Origin of the sequence: Nostoc sp. CmiVER01 (assembly GCF_034531135.2) — a bacterium.
GTDB lineage: Bacteria > Cyanobacteriota > Cyanobacteriia > Cyanobacteriales > Nostocaceae > Nostoc.
Window position 1 is genome coordinate 439,101 of the sequence record NZ_JAVRBU020000001.1, and the last position, 20,700, is coordinate 459,800.

The following is a 20,700-nucleotide window of genomic DNA, read 5'->3' on the forward strand; positions in this document are numbered from 1 at the left end:
TTAAAATTCCGAATAGTGTTGCCACGCCAACTTTGCTGCACCTACTATCCCAGCAAAATTACCTAACTCGGCAGGCAATATTTGTAAACCCACCCGTGATAAAGGCTGAACTCGCTTCTCAATTTCTGCCTTCACTGCTGGTATGAAGAATTCAAAGCTGCCACTTATACCACCACCAATGACGATCGCTTGCGGTGTGAGTACATAAATTAAACTCGTCAAACCAATCCCCAAATATCTACCATATTCTTGCCAAAAAGTCAATGCTGCGCTATCTCCTTGTTGAGCAAGAAAACCCAATTCGACGGGTTCCTTAAGAGTGCGACGGCGAATTGCAGTAGCACAAGCATATTGTTCCAAAGAGCCTTGATTGCCACTATTACAAATTGGGCCATCAGGATTTAATGAAATTAAACCTAATTCTCCGGCGGCTCCTTGATGTCCAACAAATAGTTTGCCATCAAGGATAATTGCGCCACCAACCCCAGTACCTAAAGTTAGCAGAATCAGATTTTGAAAATGGCGACCGGCTCCCAGCCAAGCTTCTCCCAAAAGAGCGCAATTAGCATCATTAGCGATCGCAGTCGGTTTGCCAGTTTTCGCTTCTAACCAGTCTGCTAAAGGCACATCGATCCATCCAGGTAAGTTAATAGCGATTTTAGCAATGCGTCTTGCTGCATCAGATGGGCCAGGAGTACCAACACCAATAGCAACAGCTTGATTATCTGGATCAATTTGAGCGATCGCATCTACGATCACCGCCAGCACAGCCTCTGGCGTTGTCGGTTGGGGAGATGCCACAGTCAAAGATAAGAGACAAGTACCATCAGATGCAAAACGCCCCAGCTTAATTGCCGTTCCCCCCACATCAATGCCAATTACTTGAATTTTGTCATTTGTCATTTGTCATTTGTCATTTGTCATTGGGCATTGGGCATGGGGCATTGGTAATTGCTGAATAGTTATTCCCTATTCTCTATTATTGGGCGCGAGTTGTTTTCATCCCCGATCTGTTCGCGTAGTGTCTTTGCTTGGGAGAAGACGCGCAGCTTTCAACTCTGATTTTTGTAAATTAGCAAAAGTCGTGCTGCGGAAAGTCGATTGCTCTTGCCAACCTGTAACTGGCGCACCTCTTAAGATACCAGCAAGCGCAACGGAAAGGATAAACCCGCCAGTAGCGGCAGCAATTAACGTTAGATTATCTTTCATACAAATCTCTCTATTGTTTATTTGTCATTTGTCAGTTGTCCTTTGCTAATGACTAATGACCAATGACTACTTTCGGATTCTATTTTCTCTTCGTAAACGGGGATTGACAAATTCATTTAACCCTTCACCAAGTAGTGATAACCCTACCACCATGAATGTCATGGTTAAACCAGGGAAAAGTGTAGTCCACCAAATGCCAGTAGGTAGAGCTTCTAAGGCTTGTTTTAAATCATGTCCCCATTCTGCCACTTCTTCGGGAAGTCCTAGCCCCAGAAAACCCAAACCGCCCAATACCAAAATCGCATCAGCAGCGTTGAGTGTAAATAAGACGGGTACACTTTGAATGACGTTGAAAAATAGATAACGAGAAAGCACAACCCAAGTAGAAGCGCCCATTGCTTGAGCAGCTTCGATGAACACTTCAGTTTTCACGCTCACGGTGTGGTTGCGAACAACGCGATAATATTGGGGAATGTAAGCAATGCTAATAGCGATCGCTGCATTTAATATCCCACGCCCCACCACAAACGCCAGTGTTACAGATAGCAGTAGTCCCGGTAGAGTGTAGATGCTATCCATAATAAACAGCAACACTTTATCCAATTTACCGCCGAGATAACCACTCAGCATCCCCAAAGGCACACCTATAATCATACTCAACGCTGTTGCTAAAATCACTACCTGTAAAGCAGCTTGAGCTCCAAACAATGTCCGGGAGAACACATCATAACCCAAACGACTAGTACCAAACCAATGTTTAGCTGAGGGTGGCTCGTGAATTGGATTAGAAAGAAAATCTTTGGGGTTTTGCAGCCATCCCCAAGCCTGGAATACGGGAGCGAAGAATGCCAGGAAGATGAAAAATAGGGTAATGGCTAACCCGATGAGCATGAGTTTTTGCGAAAGATTGAGACTATTGCCAAACTGTAAAAATGTCGGTAGTCGCCGTTTTGTAATGGCCATAAAGCGATCGCCTGGATCAAAGCTTGATACGCTGACTATTTTACATATCAGATAGGGGATTGCGTAAACATTCTGAATAAAAGTCCGACTCTTGAGCGCTTGTCATTACTAACATCTTTTAAAGTGACTGGGTGATAAAATCAGCAGCCCAACACATATCCTGTAATCGCAACCAGCCTCGCCATAAGGTCTGCCAACCGGATAGACCATCAGATTTGCGGCCAAGAAAACCACCCAAACGAGCGATCGCTAAAAAGAATTCACCCAGGGTCAACTCACAATTTGTTAACCCAAGACGAGCAACTAAGACTTTTAACATAATTGAAGGTATGTACTCGTGTGCCAAGATCTGAGGATTGCTGCGACTAAGTTGGCGTAACTGTAATAATCTGACTGAAACTATCGCAAAAAATGGTAAACTCCCTTGCGAGTTGGCAGCTATGGCTGCACCGATAGCGTAGGCGTAGCCCGCCGCAGGCATCGCTCTTTGTGTACGACGACTGTCCCCTAACTTAGCATCTCTCCATTGTTCCACTGCCCACGTCTGGAGGTCTGTGAAATTTTCCAAATTCATACTCTGACTCTCATACACCCCTACTTCACTTTAAAAGATGTTGGTAATGACAAGCCTTATAAACCTACGGTGTACACACAAGTTTGAAATAGCTGATTGACTAAGGTTTTACCCCACCCTAACCCTCCCCTTATAAAGGGGCTACAGTGTATACACAAGTTGGAAGTAGCTGATAAATCTGGGTTTTACATACTCAGTGTTGAGTATGGTAAATTGCGTAGACGCAAAGCGGCTTGTCGCCAGACATCGCTAACATCTTTAGTCATTGATGCTCATAATGCTGGTTTGCTGGTTCATGTCTGGACTTTTCGCAATGAAGACTATTTTTTGCCACTAGACTTTTAAGGAAGGAAATTTCCAAAGCGAATTTGAACTATTTTTCAGCTTAGGTGTTAATGGTGTATTTAGTAACTACCCAGATATAGCAGTTTCCCACTCTACTGTTGAGTGGTAATTTGGTAGGGGAATAACAAATCACGGAAAAGTCACATGCTTTTACCTCAGTGGAAATCCTGTATAACAGCAATAACCTTGACTGCAATCAGTCTTATTGCATCCAAGTCGGCGTTGGCAGTATCCCTATATTCAGTTACCGACTTAGGCAGTCTTACAGAACAAGCCTACAGTTACGCTACAGGCATCAATGACTCAGGTCAGGTAGCCATTAATTCTTTGACAAGTTCTTTTTTTTACAGCAATGGTTCAGTTAAAAACATTAGTCCCTTACCTGAAGATAATCAACTTGCAGTATCTGGTATCAATAACTTGGGGCAAGTAGTTGGTAATTCGGTTCGTAGCAACAACTTTACTGGAAATAACCCTTTCCTATACAGCAATGGTATCACCCAACGCCTTCCTATCCGAGACGCCATTCCTTATGCCATTAACGATCGCACCCAGATAGTCGGGGGAGCAAGCGGACTTGGGCCTTTTTTATACAGTAATGGTACAGCAACCAGCATAGGAAGTCCTGGTACTATTGCCTACAGTTTAAATAACTTGGGACAAGTAGTAGGCATTCTCAATTCAAGCACAGCTTTTCTGTACGGAAACGGCCAAACTACTAATTTGGGAACTTTGCCAGGTGACGCGTACAGCGTAGCAAATGATATTAATGACTCAGGACAAGTGGTGGGTGGTTCGGGACTTACTGGAGTAGACGATAGTAATGCTTTTCTGTACAGTTCCAACACGGGACTCCAAGACCTCGGTAGGTTACGTCCTACAGATTCATTCAGTCTTGGTGTGGGAATCAATAATTTGGGTCAAGTAGTCGGGTTTTCTGGCAGTAACAACAACTTTTTTGCAGCAGATGGCAATGGTTTGCGGGCTTTTCTTTATAGTGATAACACCCTGTACGACTTAAATGACCTGATTGCTCCTGGTTCAGACGCTGGCTTTACCTTGACAGCAGCATCTGCCATTAATAATAATGGCCAAATTGTCGGTCGTGGTGCAGTTAATGGTGAATTACGCGCCTTCCTCTTGACGCCAACGTCATCTGTCTCAGTACCTGAACCAACTTTAGCCTTTCCTATTTTGTCGTTCGGTGGTGTTATAACTTTATTTGCAGCACTCAAGTGTAAACGTCACTCTAGCAGTGCATTCATACAACAAAAACTTTAGGTAAACAAAGCAATTACTTAAGAATAGGGATTGATATAATGTGTTGCAAAAGTCCCCATCTGCAACGAAGAGGCAGGGGGCAGGGGAAAATGACCCCTGACTTCTGCCGTGGAATAAATGGGGCAACATTTTTTTACGTCCGCCACTTCAAAAAGCGTGGTTTTCATTCAGGTGGGGTTAGAATCCCCTTTCTATTCTATCCCCCTTGCTCCCTGCTCCCTGCTCCCCTGCCTCTTTTTCAAGGTACTCCCAAGATGGGGATTGCATAAGCGTATTTGTTTTCACAAACTAGTCATAATCTGAGCCAATTGATTAGATAAATCAACTACAGAATCCTGGCATTTGTTAAATAAAACGCCAGCTAGAAAATAATAATCGCCAGAATAAAATGCCATGTTCTTTTTTCGGAGTTCTTCTATGTGGTTTTTTACCTTAGGATCAGAGCTATAGTAGCCGAACTGTAAAGGTAGTACCATGAAATTTTGAACGCAATATCCATATTCTTTTGCTAAGTTCAGCGTACTTGTTGGATTAGAAAAACTAGATATTAAAACCAACACATTTTCGTAACCTAACGACAAAAGATCGTTGGTAACTGTGGCTCCATCCACGCCCCCAAATAAGAGTGGCATATAAATATCATTATCTGGTGCGGGGAGGTAAGGCGGATTGGCTACGAGATACTCGGCATCTGGTTGAGAAGAATTAAACAAAGATGAATTATGAATTATATATTTATTAGTGAGATTATATTCATCGATAGTTGAATTTGCGACTTTCCATGCAGAGGTATTTAATTCAAATCCTTGGATTACGCCATCAAAGTTATTTCTTAATAAGGAATTAATTACAGGGCTGCCATCTCCTGAGCCAAACTCCACAATAGATTCGTAATTTTTACAATTTCTGAAAACAAAATTTTCTAAGCAATTTGAGTAAAAATTAGATTCTTCAGGGCAAAAAAAGATATCTTTCATTTGACTGCACTTCAATGTGTAAGGTATAATCAATCTAGTATTAGGTTATTTAATACCTTGAGTTACAAGCCATAAATAACCGTTTCTTTAGTAAAGAAATCTTTGCTAAATAAATTGGATTGTAGGGAAATTAGGAATAGTAATGATGTAAAAATGTGAAATTATAAACGTCAGAATAAATCTGCCATTTTTAATTTCTAATTTTTTAGATTTCTTAGATGAGTTAAACAGACTGTTTTGCTTCGCGTATCGATCGCACAACAGCAATACCCGCGCGATCGCTCATGAGTTTCTGCTGATCGTACCCAAGCAGTAATTCCCATGCATCATTGGGATATCGTTCTGCTAATGGCAAAGCCACATCATCTAACATCCAACGACCGTGGCGTTCATCTTCTCTGATGTGGAGTTCCCAATAACCCACCGCTACTTCTGAGAGTCCGAGTCGTTGTGCCGCCACCATATAATTTTTGTAAACCGCAGGGCCAGCCACCTCAAAATAGGTCAAACCGCCGCTATAACGCAGAAAATAGCGTTTGCGCTCAGTCACTAGAAAATTATGATTGGTAGAAGCCAAAACTTCCCAAGGTACTAAATCGAAATACGCCTCTGGTTCAGTGTTCATTCCGAACTCAGCAAGCATTTGGGCAAAAAATGTAGAGTGCTTGCGAGATAAACGACCATTGCCGTATTCTTCTATTAGTACTCGCATCAGCGTACACTGCACTTCATTAGCAACACCACCCAAAATGCGGGAAAGATGACTAGCTTCAACCAAGCCATCAAAAGATCCGATTGCTAGCAGGTGACGATAGCCAGATTCAGTCATTTCCTCACGAATGTAGCGGCTACTCTCCGACAAAAGCGGATCTAAATCGGCAGATGTGCGCTCAATTAGCGCTTGTTTTACATCTAATTGTTGCAGTGCAGCCACATCAAATTGTGCCAGTTCCCACTTCTGCCAAGCAGCTTCAATTTGGTCACGACATGAACACAAGTAAAGCGATCGCTCATTAGTATAATGCCGCAAATCGTCATACCAAAACAGCTTTAGCCGATTGATTCGATAAAGTATCCGTTGCAGAAAATTGTGAGCCTGTTCATCAGAGCGATCGTTTTTATAAGCAGACCGAATTGCTCTTGAAAGTGCCTGTTCAAACTCACTAGCTATTGCAGGTTTTACATCTAATTGATGATCCAAATCCTCCATTGCTAGCAGTTCTATAAATTGTTTCTCAGCACGGTCGTAGTTGGTAATTGTTCCTTCTTCTGTTTGCGTACTCTTTTTTGCAGCCCCAGCGTTAGGAAATATAACTAAATTGCTTTGCATGGAATCTTCGGTAGCATTGTAAAAGTGAGAAATAATTTTCACCTTTAATACTTAACTTCCCACACAGTAGCTTTCTCTACCTCTTTCCTTGGTTATAAAGAAAAATTAAGTCTAGGGGAACAAAGAAAAGGGACATTGGGCATTGGGCAATAGTTCTGCCTCCCCTGCCTCCCCTGCTCCCCCTGCCCCCTACGGCTGCCCAACCGCCTTACTTGGCGGAATCTCCTCAAGAGGAATGAGTGCTTCGATTACCGACTTGACAATTGGGGCGGCGACAGTAGAACCATAAGCACTTTCTCCTTTTGGTTCATCCACTAGGGCGAACACTACATACCGAGGAGATTCCACTGGCAAAATAGCCACGAAGCTAGTCATTCTAGCACCCTTAATGTAACCACCATTAGGACTAGCTTTTTGAGCTGTACCAGTTTTACCAGCAATGCGATATCCCGGAATTTGTGCCGCCTTTCCGCTACCTTCATTAACAACAGTTTCCATCATTTCCACAACCTTTTGGGTTGTTGCGGATGAAAAAATTTGGCGGGGGACGGTGTGAGTAGGTGAATCATGCATTTGCCCTTTGCTATCAATCAGTCCCCGAACTACATGGGGTGTGACCAATTTACCGCCATTGGCTAAAGCACCGTGCATTTGTACTAGTTGTATGGGCGTCATAGAAAAGCCTTGCCCAAAGGAAGTAGTAGCTGGTTCAATTGGCGAAGCGATAAATTCTTCTTGACTTTTGAGCCGGCCACCAACTTCAAAAGGTAAATCTGTATCAACTTTTTGTCCTAGCCCTAAGCGTTCTAGCCAGTTATAGTAAATTGAAGGCTTTAAGCGTTGGATAATTTGCACCATGCCAATGTTGCTGGAATATTGCAAAATCTGAGCGATGCTGATTCGCCCATTAGCATTATTCATCGCATTTTTAATAGTGTAATTAGCTACTCGAATAGAACCGGAGTCATTAAACATATCATCTGGTTTGATGACTCCATTTTCTAGAGCGATCGCTACATTCAAAGGTTTAAAAGTCGATCCCGGTTCATAAAGATCCGCCACCGTCCAGTTTTTAAATAGTGAGATATTAGCTTTAGCGTATTCATTAGGGTTATAAGTGGGCTGAGAAACGAGGGCGAGTAAGGAACCATCCAAGGCATCCATGACAATTACTGCCCCACGTTTAGCGTTAAACTTATCCATTTGTTGTTTGAGTGCAACCCGGGCAATTCGTTGCAGACGGCTATCAATAGTGAGTTGCAATCGCAAATCATCAAAATGCAAAAAACCTTCAGGGGCATGATCCGGCATCAATGCCCCATTACCCGACCGACTGAGGCGCACCGTTTGCACAGGACGTTCTAGCAACTTCTCTTGAGAATATTCCACACCTGCTTGACCACGGCGATCAAGATTCACGTAGCCCACCACATCAGAAGCCAAATCGTCTGGCGGATAATATCGGGAGTATTTTTCAGCCCACTCCAGTCCATTTAAGCGCAAAGAGCTGATGCGATCAATAGTTTCTTCGGGAAGAGATGAAGCAAGTATAATTCCGCTTCTTTTACTTTGAAAAGTTTTTACCAATTCAGCAGTATCTTTTGCCAATATTGGGGCAAGTCGCCCTGCCATATCTTCATTAGACTTATCAAACAGCTTGGGATGAGCGTATAAAGTATATACAGGAAGGTCAATCGCTAACAGACTACTATTGCGATCTACCACCGGGCGACGGGGCATAAAAGGTCGCAAATTCACCATTTGCTGGTTTCGCGCCTGCTCTGTTAACTTTGGCCCCTTGACAATTTGTAAATTGTACAACTTAACACCCAACCCCAACCCTGCTGCCATTAATATGCCCCATACTATAAACAGTCGAGACTTGGTGTTAGATGTTTGATTTTGGATATTAGAGGCAAGTGTCCCTAACAATCCTCTTTTAGAACCCTTCTGTCGCCTTTTAAATGCTGGGTTCCGAAATTTTCTATTTGTTCTGCTTGGTGATTTTTGCATTGGGTTGTCCTTTGTCATTAGTCATTAGTCATTTGTCCTTTGTTGTTCGTCCTTCGTTCTTCGTCTTTTAAGTTCTGTTCCTTCTTAGAGTTGGCACTATTACCTAAAACCGACACTCAGATTTGTTTGTCTGAAACTAATGACCAATAACCAATGACCAATGACTCTTAACCTTAATACCCCAGTGGCGAGAGTGTTTGCTGTTGTGTTTGGGGATTTGGCGTTGTGTTAGACGATGCTGGCTTAGGACTACGAGATGCTGGAGATAAGAAAATCATCCCTTGAGGAGTCGGTGATACCAGCCCTGCTGTTGGTTGTTCTGCTTCCTGGGCAATTTTATTTGTCAGCGTCGCGTTGGTTGTTGTTAGTAGCCGCTCATGACGTTGGAGGTTTTGCAGCCTGCGATATGACTTACTCCAAAGCTCTTGAGAATATACCGTCCAGCCATAAACAGCAAGTGTCGATGCTACTAACAAGAACGCCAAAACTGTCGAATAACGGTGAAAGGTATACAAGCGCAGCAACCACAAAGGTGCCGCTCCAGAATTAGCCATTATGGGAAGGCGAAGAAAACCTACCCCTGAAGTTTTCTGATTTGCACTCGACTGCTCATTGAGATTTAGCACTTGTTGTCTACCCAACTGTTTCCCCGATTTGGGTATAAAGTCTCCATTTGTGGAAGAAACCGCTAGCTTTTTCGGGGAACGCTGTCTTTTTTGAGAGGATACTAGTGCAGCTTCTTGGGCAGCAGGTGTAGAAGCGCTTTGTGCTGCTGATTCTATACGTGCAGAACGTCGCCTTCCTAAAGAAAGGATAGAATCTCGCCCGAACCAAGTACCCCTTGTAGAAACAGCAGATTTACGAGCAACTACCATAAATTTTTTAGATGAGAAATACTGTACTTTAGATTGATTGTCTTAATTGTCTCTTTTTGCTTAATTAAAATCGCCTTCTGTGCAACAAGCACACATAACAGACTACACCCTTTTAACTGTTCTGATAGATAGCTATACCAATTGCATCCTCTCGATATTGCAATTTTGCAATCAGCGATTAGCAATTTGACAGCTTGCCCTTTAGATATCGCACCTAAAGTATGGCAACGCAGGGCAGCAAGGTGCAATACTCCAGGAAAAAATAAATTTTTTGCTATGATAGCTCGGTTTGCTATAAAATTTCGTAATTTCCTTCTTGCTACTGGGTTAAGAGAAACTAATCAGATGGCTGTATGACAACTAATCAAAAAAAAGAATACCCCAAAGGATTGTTTTTTTTTATATGTAATCTCGTAGCATTTAAAAAAAAGCAATAAATACGGTATCGTATTCAACAGGCGAAAAATTGTTCTAGCCACAATTGGTGAAAGAGGAGTTATGAAAACAAGAATCTTTGGTTTAGCTGTAATCTTAAGTCTGGCAACAATTCTCGGAGCTTGTGAAGGCGGCGGTGGTGATGCTGGTGGTGGCGGTACTACTAGTACCCCAGCTGCTGGTGAACCAACTGATGCACCTGCTGCTGGTGGTGGGTCGTCTACACCTGCTGCTACTCCCGCAACTACTCCCGCAGCTAGTCCTACTGCTACTCCTAAATAGGACATCCTAAACTTTAGTTGAAATTATGCCCAAAACAGCTTAATTAACAACGCTCATCACCACATAGTTTGAATTAATTAGGTTAACTAAAAACCTATATTTTTCTGTTGGTGTATCAGAGCTTAGAGTACGCTTGAATATCAGCTAAGTAGGGCAGCAAATAAAGGACACTGGTGATGAGGATTATCTCTTCAACCATGTGTCCGCCTAAAATCCTCGCCTGACCATAAAGGCAGGTGAGCAAGGAGCAAGATAAAAAGATGTTGGAATTGCCCAGTAATAGAGGGTTTCAAGCATTTAAATTTATTTATGCTTAATGTTAAATAATTATTTCGATAGCGCAGCGTTAACGAGTCAGACGCTCCTACGTCACTAATGCAACGCTTACGAACGTTGCAAAAAGTACCATAAGAAATAATACATGCTTGCTTCAGCAGCCCTAAATTTAGGGACTTCCAATTAAAAAAATAATCAATCGCTGTGTAGGCAAAGGAGCAGGGGAGCGGAGGGGACAAGGGGACAAGGTGACAAGGTGACAAAAGTTTAGAACTTCCAACAAATCTTTCCCCTTGTCCCCAATTCCTCTTTCCTCTTCTGTGACTGAACTTTATTCCAAGTCGCAGGAAGTTGAGTTATGTAAATCTAAGCCATTATGTAGGCAAAATATTTCCCTGCTTTGGTGTTTGGAATGACTTAGACTCCTAACTTTTCAGAGGACAAAACAATTCATTGCGATCGCTGGCAATCCCTCTTGGGCATTCCCTGTCGTCTGCTCTGTATCAGAAGAGACCTGGTGATGTCCCTTGATATTGCCAGATTTTTATTGGGAAAATTTTTAATGGGAATGGAGAATGGAAAAAACAGATTTTCATCCTGCGTTGTGAACGCAGTTCAGATATGGAGAGAGTTAAAGCGATAAAAGCAATAAGATTATTGGGCTTAATTGTGATTAGTGGAACCTTTTTTGTGTTAATTAGCTCTTGGCGATCGCCAGTAATAGCATTACCACCACCAGAGGATACACCAGAAGAAATATTACGCACTAAAATTATCATAGAGGCGCGATCGCCTATTGATGGAAAATCCCTAACAGCTGCCGAATATATTCAATTACAAGCGCAGCTCCAACTTGCTCCGCCCCCAAAACTAGACCCCAAAATTCGAGAACAGATTTTCTTGCTTCGTATACGTAAAACCTTACTTCAGTTTTTCCCATTTTTAAATTTTTGAAAAATTCGTCATTTAGTCATTTGTGCAATGCCCCATACCCCATTTCCCATTCCCCATTCCCCATTCTGATGTAGGATAACGGTGGCGACAAAATTGCAAATAAATGTAAAGAATATATATAGATATTAAAAAAGTAGATTTAGTCAATCACGTTATATCACTTAGGTAGCTTCATGTCCATAACCACGATTGCCCCTGAACAGGTTAACAGCATCGTTTGGAATCAGCATAACGATCCCTTTGAAATATTAGGTTCTCATCCCGTAGAACAAGACGGTAAAACTGTCTGGGCTGTGCGGGCTTATCTACCAAATGCCAGTGCAGCATGGGTGGTTCTTCCTGAACAACGCAAGGAATACCCAATGCAAACAGTGCATCATCCCCACTTTTTTGAATGCACGATTGACACTCCAGAACTGGCAAACTACCAGTTAAAGATTAAAGAAGGGGAACATGAGCGTGTCACTTATGACCCTTACGCTTTCCGTTCTCCCCGCTTGACAGACTTTGATTTGCATTTGTTTAGCGAAGGCAACCATCACCGGATATACGAAAAACTGGGAGCACACCCCACGGAAATAGGCGGTGTTAAGGGCGTTTATTTTGCCGTTTGGGCACCCAATGCTCGCAACGTTTCATTGTTGGGAGATTTCAACCTCTGGGATGGGCGTAAACACCAGATGCGTAAAGGCCCCACCGGGGTTTGGGAATTGTTTATACCTGAAATCGGTGTGGGAGAGCATTACAAATATGAAATCAAAAATTTTGAAGGACACATTTACGAAAAATCTGATCCCTACGGTTTCCAGCAAGAAGTTCGCCCGAAGACAGCATCCATTGTCACTGATTTAGATGCTTACAGTTGGAATGACGAAAGCTGGATGGAAAAGCGGCGTCACACTGACCCCCTCACCCAGCCTGTCTCAGTCTATGAAGTGCATTTAGGCTCTTGGTTACACGCTTCGAGTGCAGAACCAGCTAAACTGCCAAATGGTGAAACTGAACCAGTAATTATCGTTTCTGGACTAAAGCCGGGCGCACGCTTCCTTACCTACCGAGAATTAGCTGACCGACTCATTCCTTATGTCAAAGAATTAGGATACACCCACATAGAAATGTTACCCATTGCGGAGCATCCCTTTGATGGTTCTTGGGGTTATCAAGTAACTGGTTACTATGCCCCCACCTCCCGTTTTGGCAGACCCGAAGATTTCATGTATTTTATTGACAAATGTCATGAAAATGATATTGGGGTTATTGTGGATTGGGTTCCTGGTCACTTTCCCAAAGATGGACATGGTTTAGCTTTCTTTGATGGTAGCCACCTATACGAACACGCTGACCCCCGCAAAGGCGAACACAAAGAATGGGGTACTTTGGTGTTCAACTACGGTCGCCATGAAGTAAGTAATTTTCTAGCAGCAAATGCTCTCTTCTGGTTTGACAAATACCACATTGACGGGGTTCGTGTCGATGCTGTTGCCTCGATGCTCTACAATGATTATTGCCGCGAACCAGGAGAATGGCTGCCCAATCAGTACGGCGGCAGAGAAAACTTAGAAGCAGCAGATTTTCTACGTCAGGTAAATCACACCATCTTTAGCTATTTCCCAGGTGTTCTCTCAATTGCGGAAGAATCTACTTCTTGGCCAATGGTATCTTGGCCTACCTACACAGGCGGACTTGGTTTTAACTTAAAGTGGGATATGGGCTGGATGCACGATATGCTGGATTACTTCAGTATGGACCCTTGGTTCCGCCAGTTCCACCAAAACAATATCACTTTTAGTATGTGGTACAACCACAGTGAAAACTTCATGTTGGCTCTGTCCCACGATGAAGTGGTGCATGGTAAGAGCAATATCATCGGCAAAATGCCGGGGGATACATGGCAGAAGTTGGCTAATGTGCGTTGTTTATTTACCTACATGTTTGCTCACCCAGGTAAGAAAACCATGTTTATGAGCATGGAGTTTGGGCAGTGGAGTGAGTGGAATGATTGGGCTGATTTGGAGTGGCATTTATTACAGCATGAAGCCCACCAACAGTTAAAAACGTTTTTCCGGGAATTGAACCATCTCTACCGTTCTGAGCCAGTTTTGTACACCCAGGATTTTGCTGAACCTGGGTTTGAGTGGATTGACTGTAGCGATAATCGCCATAGTGTAGTTTCCTTCATGCGTCGTGACAAGGATTCTGATGATTTTGCGATCGTCGTTTGCAATTTTACACCGCAACCCCATTCTCACTACCGTATTGGTGTACCGCAGAAGGGATTTTATACAGAGTTGTTCAATAGCGATGCGCGTCAGTATGGCGGCAGCAATATGGGCAACTTAGGCGGTAAGTGGACGGATGATTGGTCTTTGCACAGTCGTCCCTATTCGCTGGATTTGTGTTTACCACCTTTGGGTGTGTTAATTCTCAAGTTGGATAAGAAGAAGACTGCTGAGGCATTGCAATAACAATTAAGGGTGGGCATCTAGCCCGCCCAAGAGTAATCAAAACTTTATTTATATATCGACAGCATTGCTAGCATTGCTGCACCATTAGAGCATGAAAGCGATCGCGCAACATCTATTTTTAAACTAGCGATCGCTCTGTATTTATCCGTGGAATTATATCTAGCACTTAGCATCAGCGCAATACTGAAGGCTGACAGTAGCTGTTTACTAGGTAATAATAAGTCCATCTGTAGATAGATGCACTCTGTATGATATGTTGCCTAAACTCCTCTTGCCACAATCCCCCCTGTTCTGATGAGATCAAGTTTTGCGCTAATTGTGGAATTCCCCTGATAATATTGCGACACTATCGCCCTATCCAAGTATTAGGTAGCGGGGGATTTGGTAAAACTTATTTGGCTGAAGACGTTGAAAAGTTCAATGAAATATGCGTCATCAAACAATTTGCACCGCAGGTACAGGGAACTGGCGCACTCCACAAGGCAACAGAATTATTTCAGCAAGAAGCAAGGCGACTGCAACAGTTAGGAGAACATCCTCAAATTCCAACGCTGTATGCATATTTTGAGGAAGATAAACGTTTGTATTTGGTACAGCAGTATGTGGAAGGGCAGAATTTATTAGAAGAATTACAACACCAGGGAATCTTTAGTGAGTTCAAAATTCGAGAATTATTGCTCGATTTATTAAATATTCTTCAATCTGTTCACCAACACAAAGTCATTCACCGAGATATTAAGCCACAGAATATTATTCGTCGCAAATCTCCCCAACCGCCAAAAAGAGATTTGGTACTCATCGATTTTGGTGTGTCTAAACAGTTGAGTGAGACAGTGGTTGTTCAACAAGGAACAACTATCGGCTCTTTTGGCTATGCACCTTTAGAACAAATGCAGGCTGGTGAAGCATATCCAGCTAGTGATTTATACAGTTTAGGTGCAACTTGCTTTCATCTGCTTACTACTATTCCCCCTTGGGAATTATGGAAAAAACAAGGATACGGCTGGATTGATAATTGGCGTCAACATTTGCGACAACCATTGAGCGAAGAATTGGCAGCTATTTTAGATAAGTTGCTGCAAACAGATTACCAGGAGCGTTATCAATCATCTGAGGCAGTTTTACAAGATTTAAATTGTTTGCCACCACTGCCAAATATCCCGCCCACGGCAACTTATTATCATCAATCATCCGCGCCACAGCCAGATATCCCACCTACGGCAACTTATTATTATCAATCATCCGCGCCCCAGTCAGATATTCCACCTACAGCAACCTATTATTATCAATCATCTCTGCCAAAGCCAGATATTCCACCTACGGCAACATATCATCATCAATCACCACTGCCGCTACCAGAAATACTGCCCACAGCAATCAACGATAATCAACTACTATCACCTGTAGATTTACCCAAACAAAAAGCTAAATCTAAAAAATCATTGCTAATAATTGGTATTATTCTGTCTTTGGGTTTAGGCGGATATGGAATTTCGCAAATTACTAATCATCTTTTTGCCAAAACCGTAGCTTATCAGAAACTGGCGCTAGTTAATAACCTGACTGGGCATACAGATTGGGTGAGTAGCCTTGCCATTAGTCCCGATGGACAAACTCTAGTAAGTGGCAGTGGAGATAGAAGCATCAAAATTTGGAATCTGCAAACCAGTGGCTTGAAAACTACTCTTTCATTGCATACAGATGTGGTGAGTTCTGTTGCGATTAGTCCAGATAGCAAGACTTTGGTAAGTGGCAGCAAAGACGGCACAATTAAGATTTGGAATCTGGAAAATGGTAGCTTGAAAAATACTCTCAGTGGACACAAAGATGCGGTTAATTCTGTTGCTATTAACCCCGATGGAGAAACTTTAGTGAGTGGGAGTGCTGACAAGACTATTAAGATTTGGGATTTGCAAACAGGGAAACTGAAAAATACTCTTACTGGGCATACTAAATCGGTTTGGCGAGTAGCTTTTAGTCCAGATGGTAAGACTTTGGTGAGTGGAAGTTACGATAATACAATCAAGATTTGGAATCTACAACCACCTTCTTTAAAAGCTACCTTTACTGGGCATACAGATTTAGTTTACTCTCTCGCCATCTCCCCAGATGGAAAAACTTTGGTGAGTGGTAGTACTGACAAAACAATCAAGATTTGGAATCTACAAACGGGTGAGTTGAAAAATACTCTCAACTGGCATAAATATGGGGTGACTTCCGTCGCCATCAGCCCAGATGGACAGACGCTGGTGAGTGGAAGTTTTGATAACACAATTAAAATTTGGAATTTGCAAACGGGTGAGTTAAAAAATACCCTGGCTGGACATACAGATTTAGTTTATGCCGTTGCTATTAGTCCAGATGGACAGACTCTGGTAAGTGGGAGTAAGGATAATACTATTAAAATGTGGCGCGTACCATAGATTTACAGTATCTTCCTTATTTAAATGTTATGTATGCAGCAAAACCCGCATTTTTTAGCGATCGCACTTCACCTACCCACTTAAGCAAATTCATACCTAGCAACCTTTTTGGGCTTTTCTATCCGTCGAACTCACGTTGAATTACGGTAATCAGTCCGTAAATAATTTATTTTCAGTCAAGCTATATTGTCACACGAATTTACCTTGTAACGATAGCTTGAGAATATATCTTTCTAGTTTTTTAATAGCTGTGACGGAAATTAACTTATGCACTTGTAAAAAAGGATTCAGCAGTCTAGACTGGGAATTTTCTTCTATACCTAAATAGGCACGCCCTGTACATAGACTATACCGTTAAGCATAATGTTGGGAGAATTAATAGTAACTGCCCCTATTGCGTCAATAGTAATTGCTCCACCTGCGTTAATAGTAATTGCTCCACCTGCATCAATCGCAATTGCTTCACCTGCGTCAATCGCAATTGCTTGTGCGGTATTAGTAATTGTAGCAGATTCCAAATCTATAGAAAGAGGAGCAGTATTATTAATCGTTCTATTAGCTTTGACGTTTATGCTACCATCAATGTCATTCAAAGTGACGGTTTGCCCCTGAGCAGTCTGTGTTTCGATAAATTTTTGTGTATCATTAAAGCTGAGGCGATGGCCAGAACCAGTTGCAGTTTGGACATAATAGCCTCGATTTTCAGTACCTTTATCATCATCAACAAATCTTACTATGTGACCAGCACGGGTTTTTATGGTGCGTAGTCTCACTTGACCGTTTTGAATTGTGTCATCTACAGTTTCAACTGTTTTATCCTTACCATTCCAAACTCCACCAATAATATAGGGTCGATGAATATCTCCATGCTCAAAGGCAACCAGAACTTCGTCGTCGATCTCAGGCAAGCAATAAAATCCTCTATCATTGCCTGCTCCTAGCCCTACCACCCTAGCCCAATGGCTTTCATCATTCATGGTTAAGGTAGGGAATTTTACTTTAACGCGCCCCCAACCTTTTGGATCGTTATTGTTAGTCACCAGACCTACTAAGAGAGTTTGGCCAGGTTGGAGATGTGTCTTGGGAGGCAATATAGAAAGTAAGCTACCTTCTCTCAGCCCTCGAACTGTAAAATTAGTTGTGTAATTCCTATGGATGTATCGGTGACAGGTTCCTGTTACGTAGTATTTGCCACTATAGCGAGTTCCCATATTTTTAAGTGTAACCACTTTGCCCGGTCGAATCATAGGGTTTCCCATAGCTTTCGCATCAGCAGTCACAAACTCTCCACTAAGTTCATTACAAAGGGACTGAGCCATTTGTTTTGCTTCTTTTGAAGTATCTACAGGTTGGTCTACCACAATCATTTTAGGAGGTTGTTTCATTTTAAACTTCTGACTGATGCTGCTCCCATCACCATTTCCTGTCTCCGTGAGCAACTGTTCCTTTGAAATGGTTTCTGAGATTAATTTTTTATTACCATAATCCCAGCTATTAACCTGGACTGAACTAACTTGTTCGGCACTGGTAACTTTAACATCAAAGCTCGTAATATCTTCAAGCCAGTCCAGCTTGAGAGAACCGTCACTTTTGGGCTTGCAAAAGTGAATCTTATTGTCCTGCACAAAGAGTTCAAACCCGATTTTTGCGGCGCGTTCCCGCAGAAATTCCATATTGGTTTGATTTTCTTGAAAAACATATTCATGGGAGACACCACTCGCATCCAATTGACCGATTTTAATCTTTGCTTCTTGAGCAATACGTCGCACAATATCGGTATCGGTAGAGTTTAAAAAAGATCGGTTGTAGCGACCCCGATGCAGTCGATGGGAAACGTCATAGCCATGCACGATAATATGGGCTTCAGATGTATGGGAAAATTTGACTTCAATACCTGTAATTTCTCCCTCAATTAATCGATCCTCTATTTCAGCCACTTGAAAGTCAAGGTCTTCTGTCGTACTAGCCTCGAATCCAATCGAAATTGGATCGCCAATATTAAAGTACTTTTCGTTTTTCCAAGGTTCGCTGTCCTCGCTCGCGGCGACATAGACATTATGAATTTTAATAATAAACATACTTGGCAGATGTAAGCTTTCATCCACAACAATTTCCAGAATGTCCTGCATTAGTTTTTCTGGTGCTTTTGCTCCACCCAGTTTGAGTATAGGTTTGTGTAAATAAAGGGTTTGACTATTTTTGGTAGGCATTGGAAGATACTCTTATTATTGTTAGGTAAAAATTAGAAGTTGTTCCCTAGAAAAATAGCATAGGTTATTAGATTGAGATAACCTTTAGTAAGTTTTAGAAATTAAGGAAGTTGTTTAGCAATGGCTCCTGTTGTAGGTGGCTTTCCTCCTGATATATTTTCAGGATCGACTTCTTGGAGTCCAATATTAACGATCGCTTTAACCGGTGTACCATCAGCCAGAAATAGAGTGAGTCGATAGTTTAAACTTGTCATAACGCAGTGGAAATAGCTATCGTGCCAGGTCAAAATATACACTGGTGGGCGAGTAAGAGTATTGCTACGAGCTGTCGCACCCTTTTTAATGTTATTAATATATTCTTTAAGAACAGATGTCTTTTTTTCATAAGTATCAAATAATAAATTTTGTAATGTAAATGAATAGGGTTCTACTCCAGAAAAATTAACCTTTGGCAATAAAGTGCTTCCTCGATGGCCTACATCACTATCCCAAATTATTTGTCTAGTAAAATCAAGTTCTGATGGATTAAACATGAACTCAATATCTTTCGCCTGTCCGCTAGGGTCACTATGAACTATCAGCTTTGCTTTTTCAAGTTTCATTGCGTTTTCCTCAATTCTTTGAATGCATTAAAATTACCAGGGTAAACAGCCTACAGATCGTCCTCGTCGTTCGCACTCATGGATTAGACGATGGTGCAAAAGCTGTTCGATTTCCTGAACCAGTCTTTCCAGTACATCTGGTATTTGTTCAGATTTTGAGGAAGTCTGAGGGGTTGTAATCGTTTTTTGCGAAAAGATCCGATTGCTTTGATGGAAGCCGTTACGTTCCATCTCAAGATTTAGACGCAAATTGATGCGATCGCAAACTATTTGTGTAAGCAATTCTAAATCTTCTACTGCTTGCTGAACAGTATTGACAGCTGGAGTTAGTACTTCCTCAAGTATGGGGTTTTGGGGCGCAAAAGTACCCGGTGGAAGCTGCGTTAAGTCTTGCGTTAGCGACACTTTCGCAGGTTGTTCATAGCGATCATTGTCATAAGCCAGTAAGTCTTGAATACTAGACTGTTGTGTAGAGCGATCGGTAGCATGACTTTGATTGAGCTGTCGCAATAGCTCATGAACCGTCTTGAAATCTGCTTCGTTGTCTACACCATCGTCAGAAGCGTCTTTACGCTTTGAAGATTTGGAATCAATCGGGGGCTTAAACTCACTCATGATTAAACTTGCAACTTACATTCATTTCCAGGCGCTTTCACCAAAATATCCCTTTGCATCCCTAGAGACTGCATCGCCGCCAGCAGACTGCTTGCCAATTTTCAAACCCTCAAAGGCTAAAGTTAATTCTTCAACTGCAACCATATTGCCATCGGCTTCTAAACTAGGGAGTTTCCATCCCACTGGAATGGCACCAATCAGGCACCAGCTCTTCATGACTTCTCCAGCTTGGTTGTATGTCAAAATATTAACGTTGCGTCGCCGCGTTTTTTGCTCAAATAATTCGCTTAACCATTCCGAAAATGTATTATCATCAGTTGTCCCCCGCTTTAGGGTAATATCTGAAAAACGAGTGTGTCCTAAACTAATTCTTTGCTGCTCGTTTACGCCACCTTCGTGATATACTTCTTTTTCCACCTCAATACTGATGCCTGAACATTCTGAAAATGAGGCAACTATATTTTTCCCAATTTCTATATAGAATCGGTTGGTTGTGACGTAGTTCTCAACGTGAGAATTGGATTGTTGTGTAGCCATTTTATTGTCTTCCTGTACTAGAGTTACCGATTCTTTCTCTCTGAATTTTGATATCTGCGTTAAGTCGTTCGTAAACGCGATCGCATAATTGATGCATTAGCACCGGATTGTTGAGATATCCTTGGGCTAACTGTGCCAGACGGTTATGCTCAAAAGCTGTGTAGGTTAAGTTTGTATGACTATTTTGGGACATGGACATCACCGAATCATTGATGGGTGTTAACTTCCCAAGGAGAGGCTCAGGCGATCGCTACACTATGATGTGCTTATTTCCGTGGGTAAGCCCATATTAAGGTGGTTAATGAAGCATAAAAGACAAAAGTCACATTTCAAA

Annotated in this window: 19 protein-coding genes and 1 pseudogene; 6 read left to right on the forward strand and 14 right to left on the reverse strand. The window is 42.1% G+C overall.

Annotation, left to right across the window (positions count from 1 at the left end; all coding sequences use genetic code 11):
* The 4 genes from RMZ43_RS01610 to RMZ43_RS01625 all read right to left on the reverse strand — a co-directional run bounded on the left by RMZ43_RS01610 (position 1) and on the right by RMZ43_RS01625 (position 2,746).
* On the reverse strand, positions 1 to 903 hold the full coding sequence (locus RMZ43_RS01610; RefSeq protein ID WP_322645858.1) for an ROK family protein: 903 nt from the start codon (positions 901 to 903) through the stop codon (positions 1 to 3).
* Positions 904 to 999: 96 nt separating this feature from the next.
* Complete coding sequence (locus RMZ43_RS01615; RefSeq protein ID WP_322645859.1) at positions 1,000 to 1,209, reverse strand: hypothetical protein; 210 nt, start codon at positions 1,207 to 1,209, stop codon at positions 1,000 to 1,002.
* 66 nt (positions 1,210 to 1,275) lie between these two features.
* Positions 1,276 to 2,172, reverse strand: a complete 897-nt coding sequence (locus RMZ43_RS01620) for an ABC transporter permease (RefSeq protein ID WP_100901440.1) — start codon at positions 2,170 to 2,172, stop codon at positions 1,276 to 1,278.
* A 118-nt stretch (positions 2,173 to 2,290) separates the two neighbouring features.
* Positions 2,291 to 2,746 (reverse strand): hypothetical protein, encoded by a 456-nt coding sequence (locus RMZ43_RS01625; protein WP_322653312.1) that lies wholly within the window; start codon positions 2,744 to 2,746, stop codon positions 2,291 to 2,293.
* A 246-nt stretch (positions 2,747 to 2,992) separates the two neighbouring features.
* Here RMZ43_RS01625 and RMZ43_RS01630 point away from each other — a divergent pair.
* A pseudogene (locus RMZ43_RS01630) lies at positions 2,993 to 3,200 on the forward strand (glycerophosphodiester phosphodiesterase family protein); the annotation flags it as partial.
* Positions 3,201 to 3,235: 35 nt separating this feature from the next.
* On the forward strand, positions 3,236 to 4,372 hold the full coding sequence (locus RMZ43_RS01635; RefSeq protein WP_322653311.1) for a DUF3466 family protein: 1,137 nt from the start codon (positions 3,236 to 3,238) through the stop codon (positions 4,370 to 4,372).
* A gap of 281 nt (positions 4,373 to 4,653) precedes the next feature.
* On the opposite strand, the gene RMZ43_RS01640 is transcribed toward RMZ43_RS01635, so the two are convergent.
* The 4 genes from RMZ43_RS01640 to RMZ43_RS01655 form a co-directional block, all read right to left on the reverse strand.
* Entirely contained in the window at positions 4,654 to 5,349 is a 696-nt protein-coding gene (locus RMZ43_RS01640; protein WP_322653310.1) for an SAM-dependent methyltransferase, read from the reverse strand.
* A gap of 223 nt (positions 5,350 to 5,572) precedes the next feature.
* Positions 5,573 to 6,679 (reverse strand): iron-containing redox enzyme family protein, encoded by a 1,107-nt coding sequence (locus RMZ43_RS01645; protein ID WP_322645863.1) that lies wholly within the window; start codon positions 6,677 to 6,679, stop codon positions 5,573 to 5,575.
* A 189-nt stretch (positions 6,680 to 6,868) separates the two neighbouring features.
* Positions 6,869 to 8,692 carry a peptidoglycan D,D-transpeptidase FtsI family protein gene (locus RMZ43_RS01650; RefSeq protein ID WP_322653309.1) on the reverse strand — a complete coding sequence of 608 codons (1,824 nt, stop codon included), beginning with the start codon at positions 8,690 to 8,692 and terminating at the stop codon, positions 6,869 to 6,871.
* A 173-nt stretch (positions 8,693 to 8,865) separates the two neighbouring features.
* Positions 8,866 to 9,567 carry a hypothetical protein gene (locus RMZ43_RS01655; RefSeq protein WP_322653308.1) on the reverse strand — a complete coding sequence of 234 codons (702 nt, stop codon included), beginning with the start codon at positions 9,565 to 9,567 and terminating at the stop codon, positions 8,866 to 8,868.
* A gap of 498 nt (positions 9,568 to 10,065) precedes the next feature.
* Between RMZ43_RS01655 and RMZ43_RS01660 the strand changes: the two genes are divergently transcribed.
* The 3 genes from RMZ43_RS01660 (at position 10,066) to glgB (ending at position 13,979) form a co-directional block, all read left to right on the forward strand.
* Positions 10,066 to 10,284 carry a hypothetical protein gene (locus RMZ43_RS01660; RefSeq protein WP_322645865.1) on the forward strand — a complete coding sequence of 73 codons (219 nt, stop codon included), beginning with the start codon at positions 10,066 to 10,068 and terminating at the stop codon, positions 10,282 to 10,284.
* A gap of 897 nt (positions 10,285 to 11,181) precedes the next feature.
* A complete protein-coding gene (locus RMZ43_RS01665) occupies positions 11,182 to 11,514 on the forward strand; it encodes a hypothetical protein (RefSeq protein ID WP_322645866.1) in 333 nt (110 codons plus the stop codon).
* A gap of 173 nt (positions 11,515 to 11,687) precedes the next feature.
* Positions 11,688 to 13,979: a 1,4-alpha-glucan branching enzyme gene (gene glgB / locus RMZ43_RS01670; RefSeq protein ID WP_322653307.1), complete on the forward strand. Its 2,292-nt coding sequence runs from the start codon at positions 11,688 to 11,690 to the stop codon at positions 13,977 to 13,979.
* A gap of 44 nt (positions 13,980 to 14,023) precedes the next feature.
* On the opposite strand, the gene RMZ43_RS01675 is transcribed toward glgB, so the two are convergent.
* Positions 14,024 to 14,206 (reverse strand): hypothetical protein, encoded by a 183-nt coding sequence (locus RMZ43_RS01675; RefSeq protein WP_322645868.1) that lies wholly within the window; start codon positions 14,204 to 14,206, stop codon positions 14,024 to 14,026.
* Positions 14,207 to 14,227: 21 nt separating this feature from the next.
* Here RMZ43_RS01675 and RMZ43_RS01680 point away from each other — a divergent pair, with 21 nt between their 5' ends.
* On the forward strand, positions 14,228 to 16,402 hold the full coding sequence (locus RMZ43_RS01680) for a protein kinase domain-containing protein (RefSeq protein WP_322653306.1): 2,175 nt from the start codon (positions 14,228 to 14,230) through the stop codon (positions 16,400 to 16,402).
* A gap of 320 nt (positions 16,403 to 16,722) precedes the next feature.
* On the opposite strand, the gene RMZ43_RS01685 is transcribed toward RMZ43_RS01680, so the two are convergent.
* The 5 genes from RMZ43_RS01685 to RMZ43_RS01705 all read right to left on the reverse strand — a co-directional run bounded on the left by RMZ43_RS01685 (position 16,723) and on the right by RMZ43_RS01705 (position 20,559).
* The gene (locus tag RMZ43_RS01685) at positions 16,723 to 18,612 is read right to left on the reverse strand and encodes a VgrG-related protein (protein WP_322645870.1); all 1,890 of its coding nucleotides are present in this window, start codon (positions 18,610 to 18,612) and stop codon (positions 16,723 to 16,725) included.
* Between the two features lie 101 nt (positions 18,613 to 18,713).
* Entirely contained in the window at positions 18,714 to 19,214 is a 501-nt protein-coding gene (locus RMZ43_RS01690) for a hypothetical protein (RefSeq protein ID WP_322645871.1), read from the reverse strand.
* Positions 19,215 to 19,247: 33 nt separating this feature from the next.
* Entirely contained in the window at positions 19,248 to 19,829 is a 582-nt protein-coding gene (locus RMZ43_RS01695; RefSeq protein WP_322653305.1) for a hypothetical protein, read from the reverse strand.
* Positions 19,830 to 19,850: 21 nt separating this feature from the next.
* Positions 19,851 to 20,366, reverse strand: coding sequence for a phage tail protein (locus tag RMZ43_RS01700; protein ID WP_322653304.1), 516 nt, complete (start codon positions 20,364 to 20,366; stop codon positions 19,851 to 19,853).
* A 1-nt stretch (position 20,367) separates the two neighbouring features.
* On the reverse strand, positions 20,368 to 20,559 hold the full coding sequence (locus tag RMZ43_RS01705) for a hypothetical protein (protein WP_322653303.1): 192 nt from the start codon (positions 20,557 to 20,559) through the stop codon (positions 20,368 to 20,370).
* Positions 20,560 to 20,700: the final 141 nt, after the last annotated feature.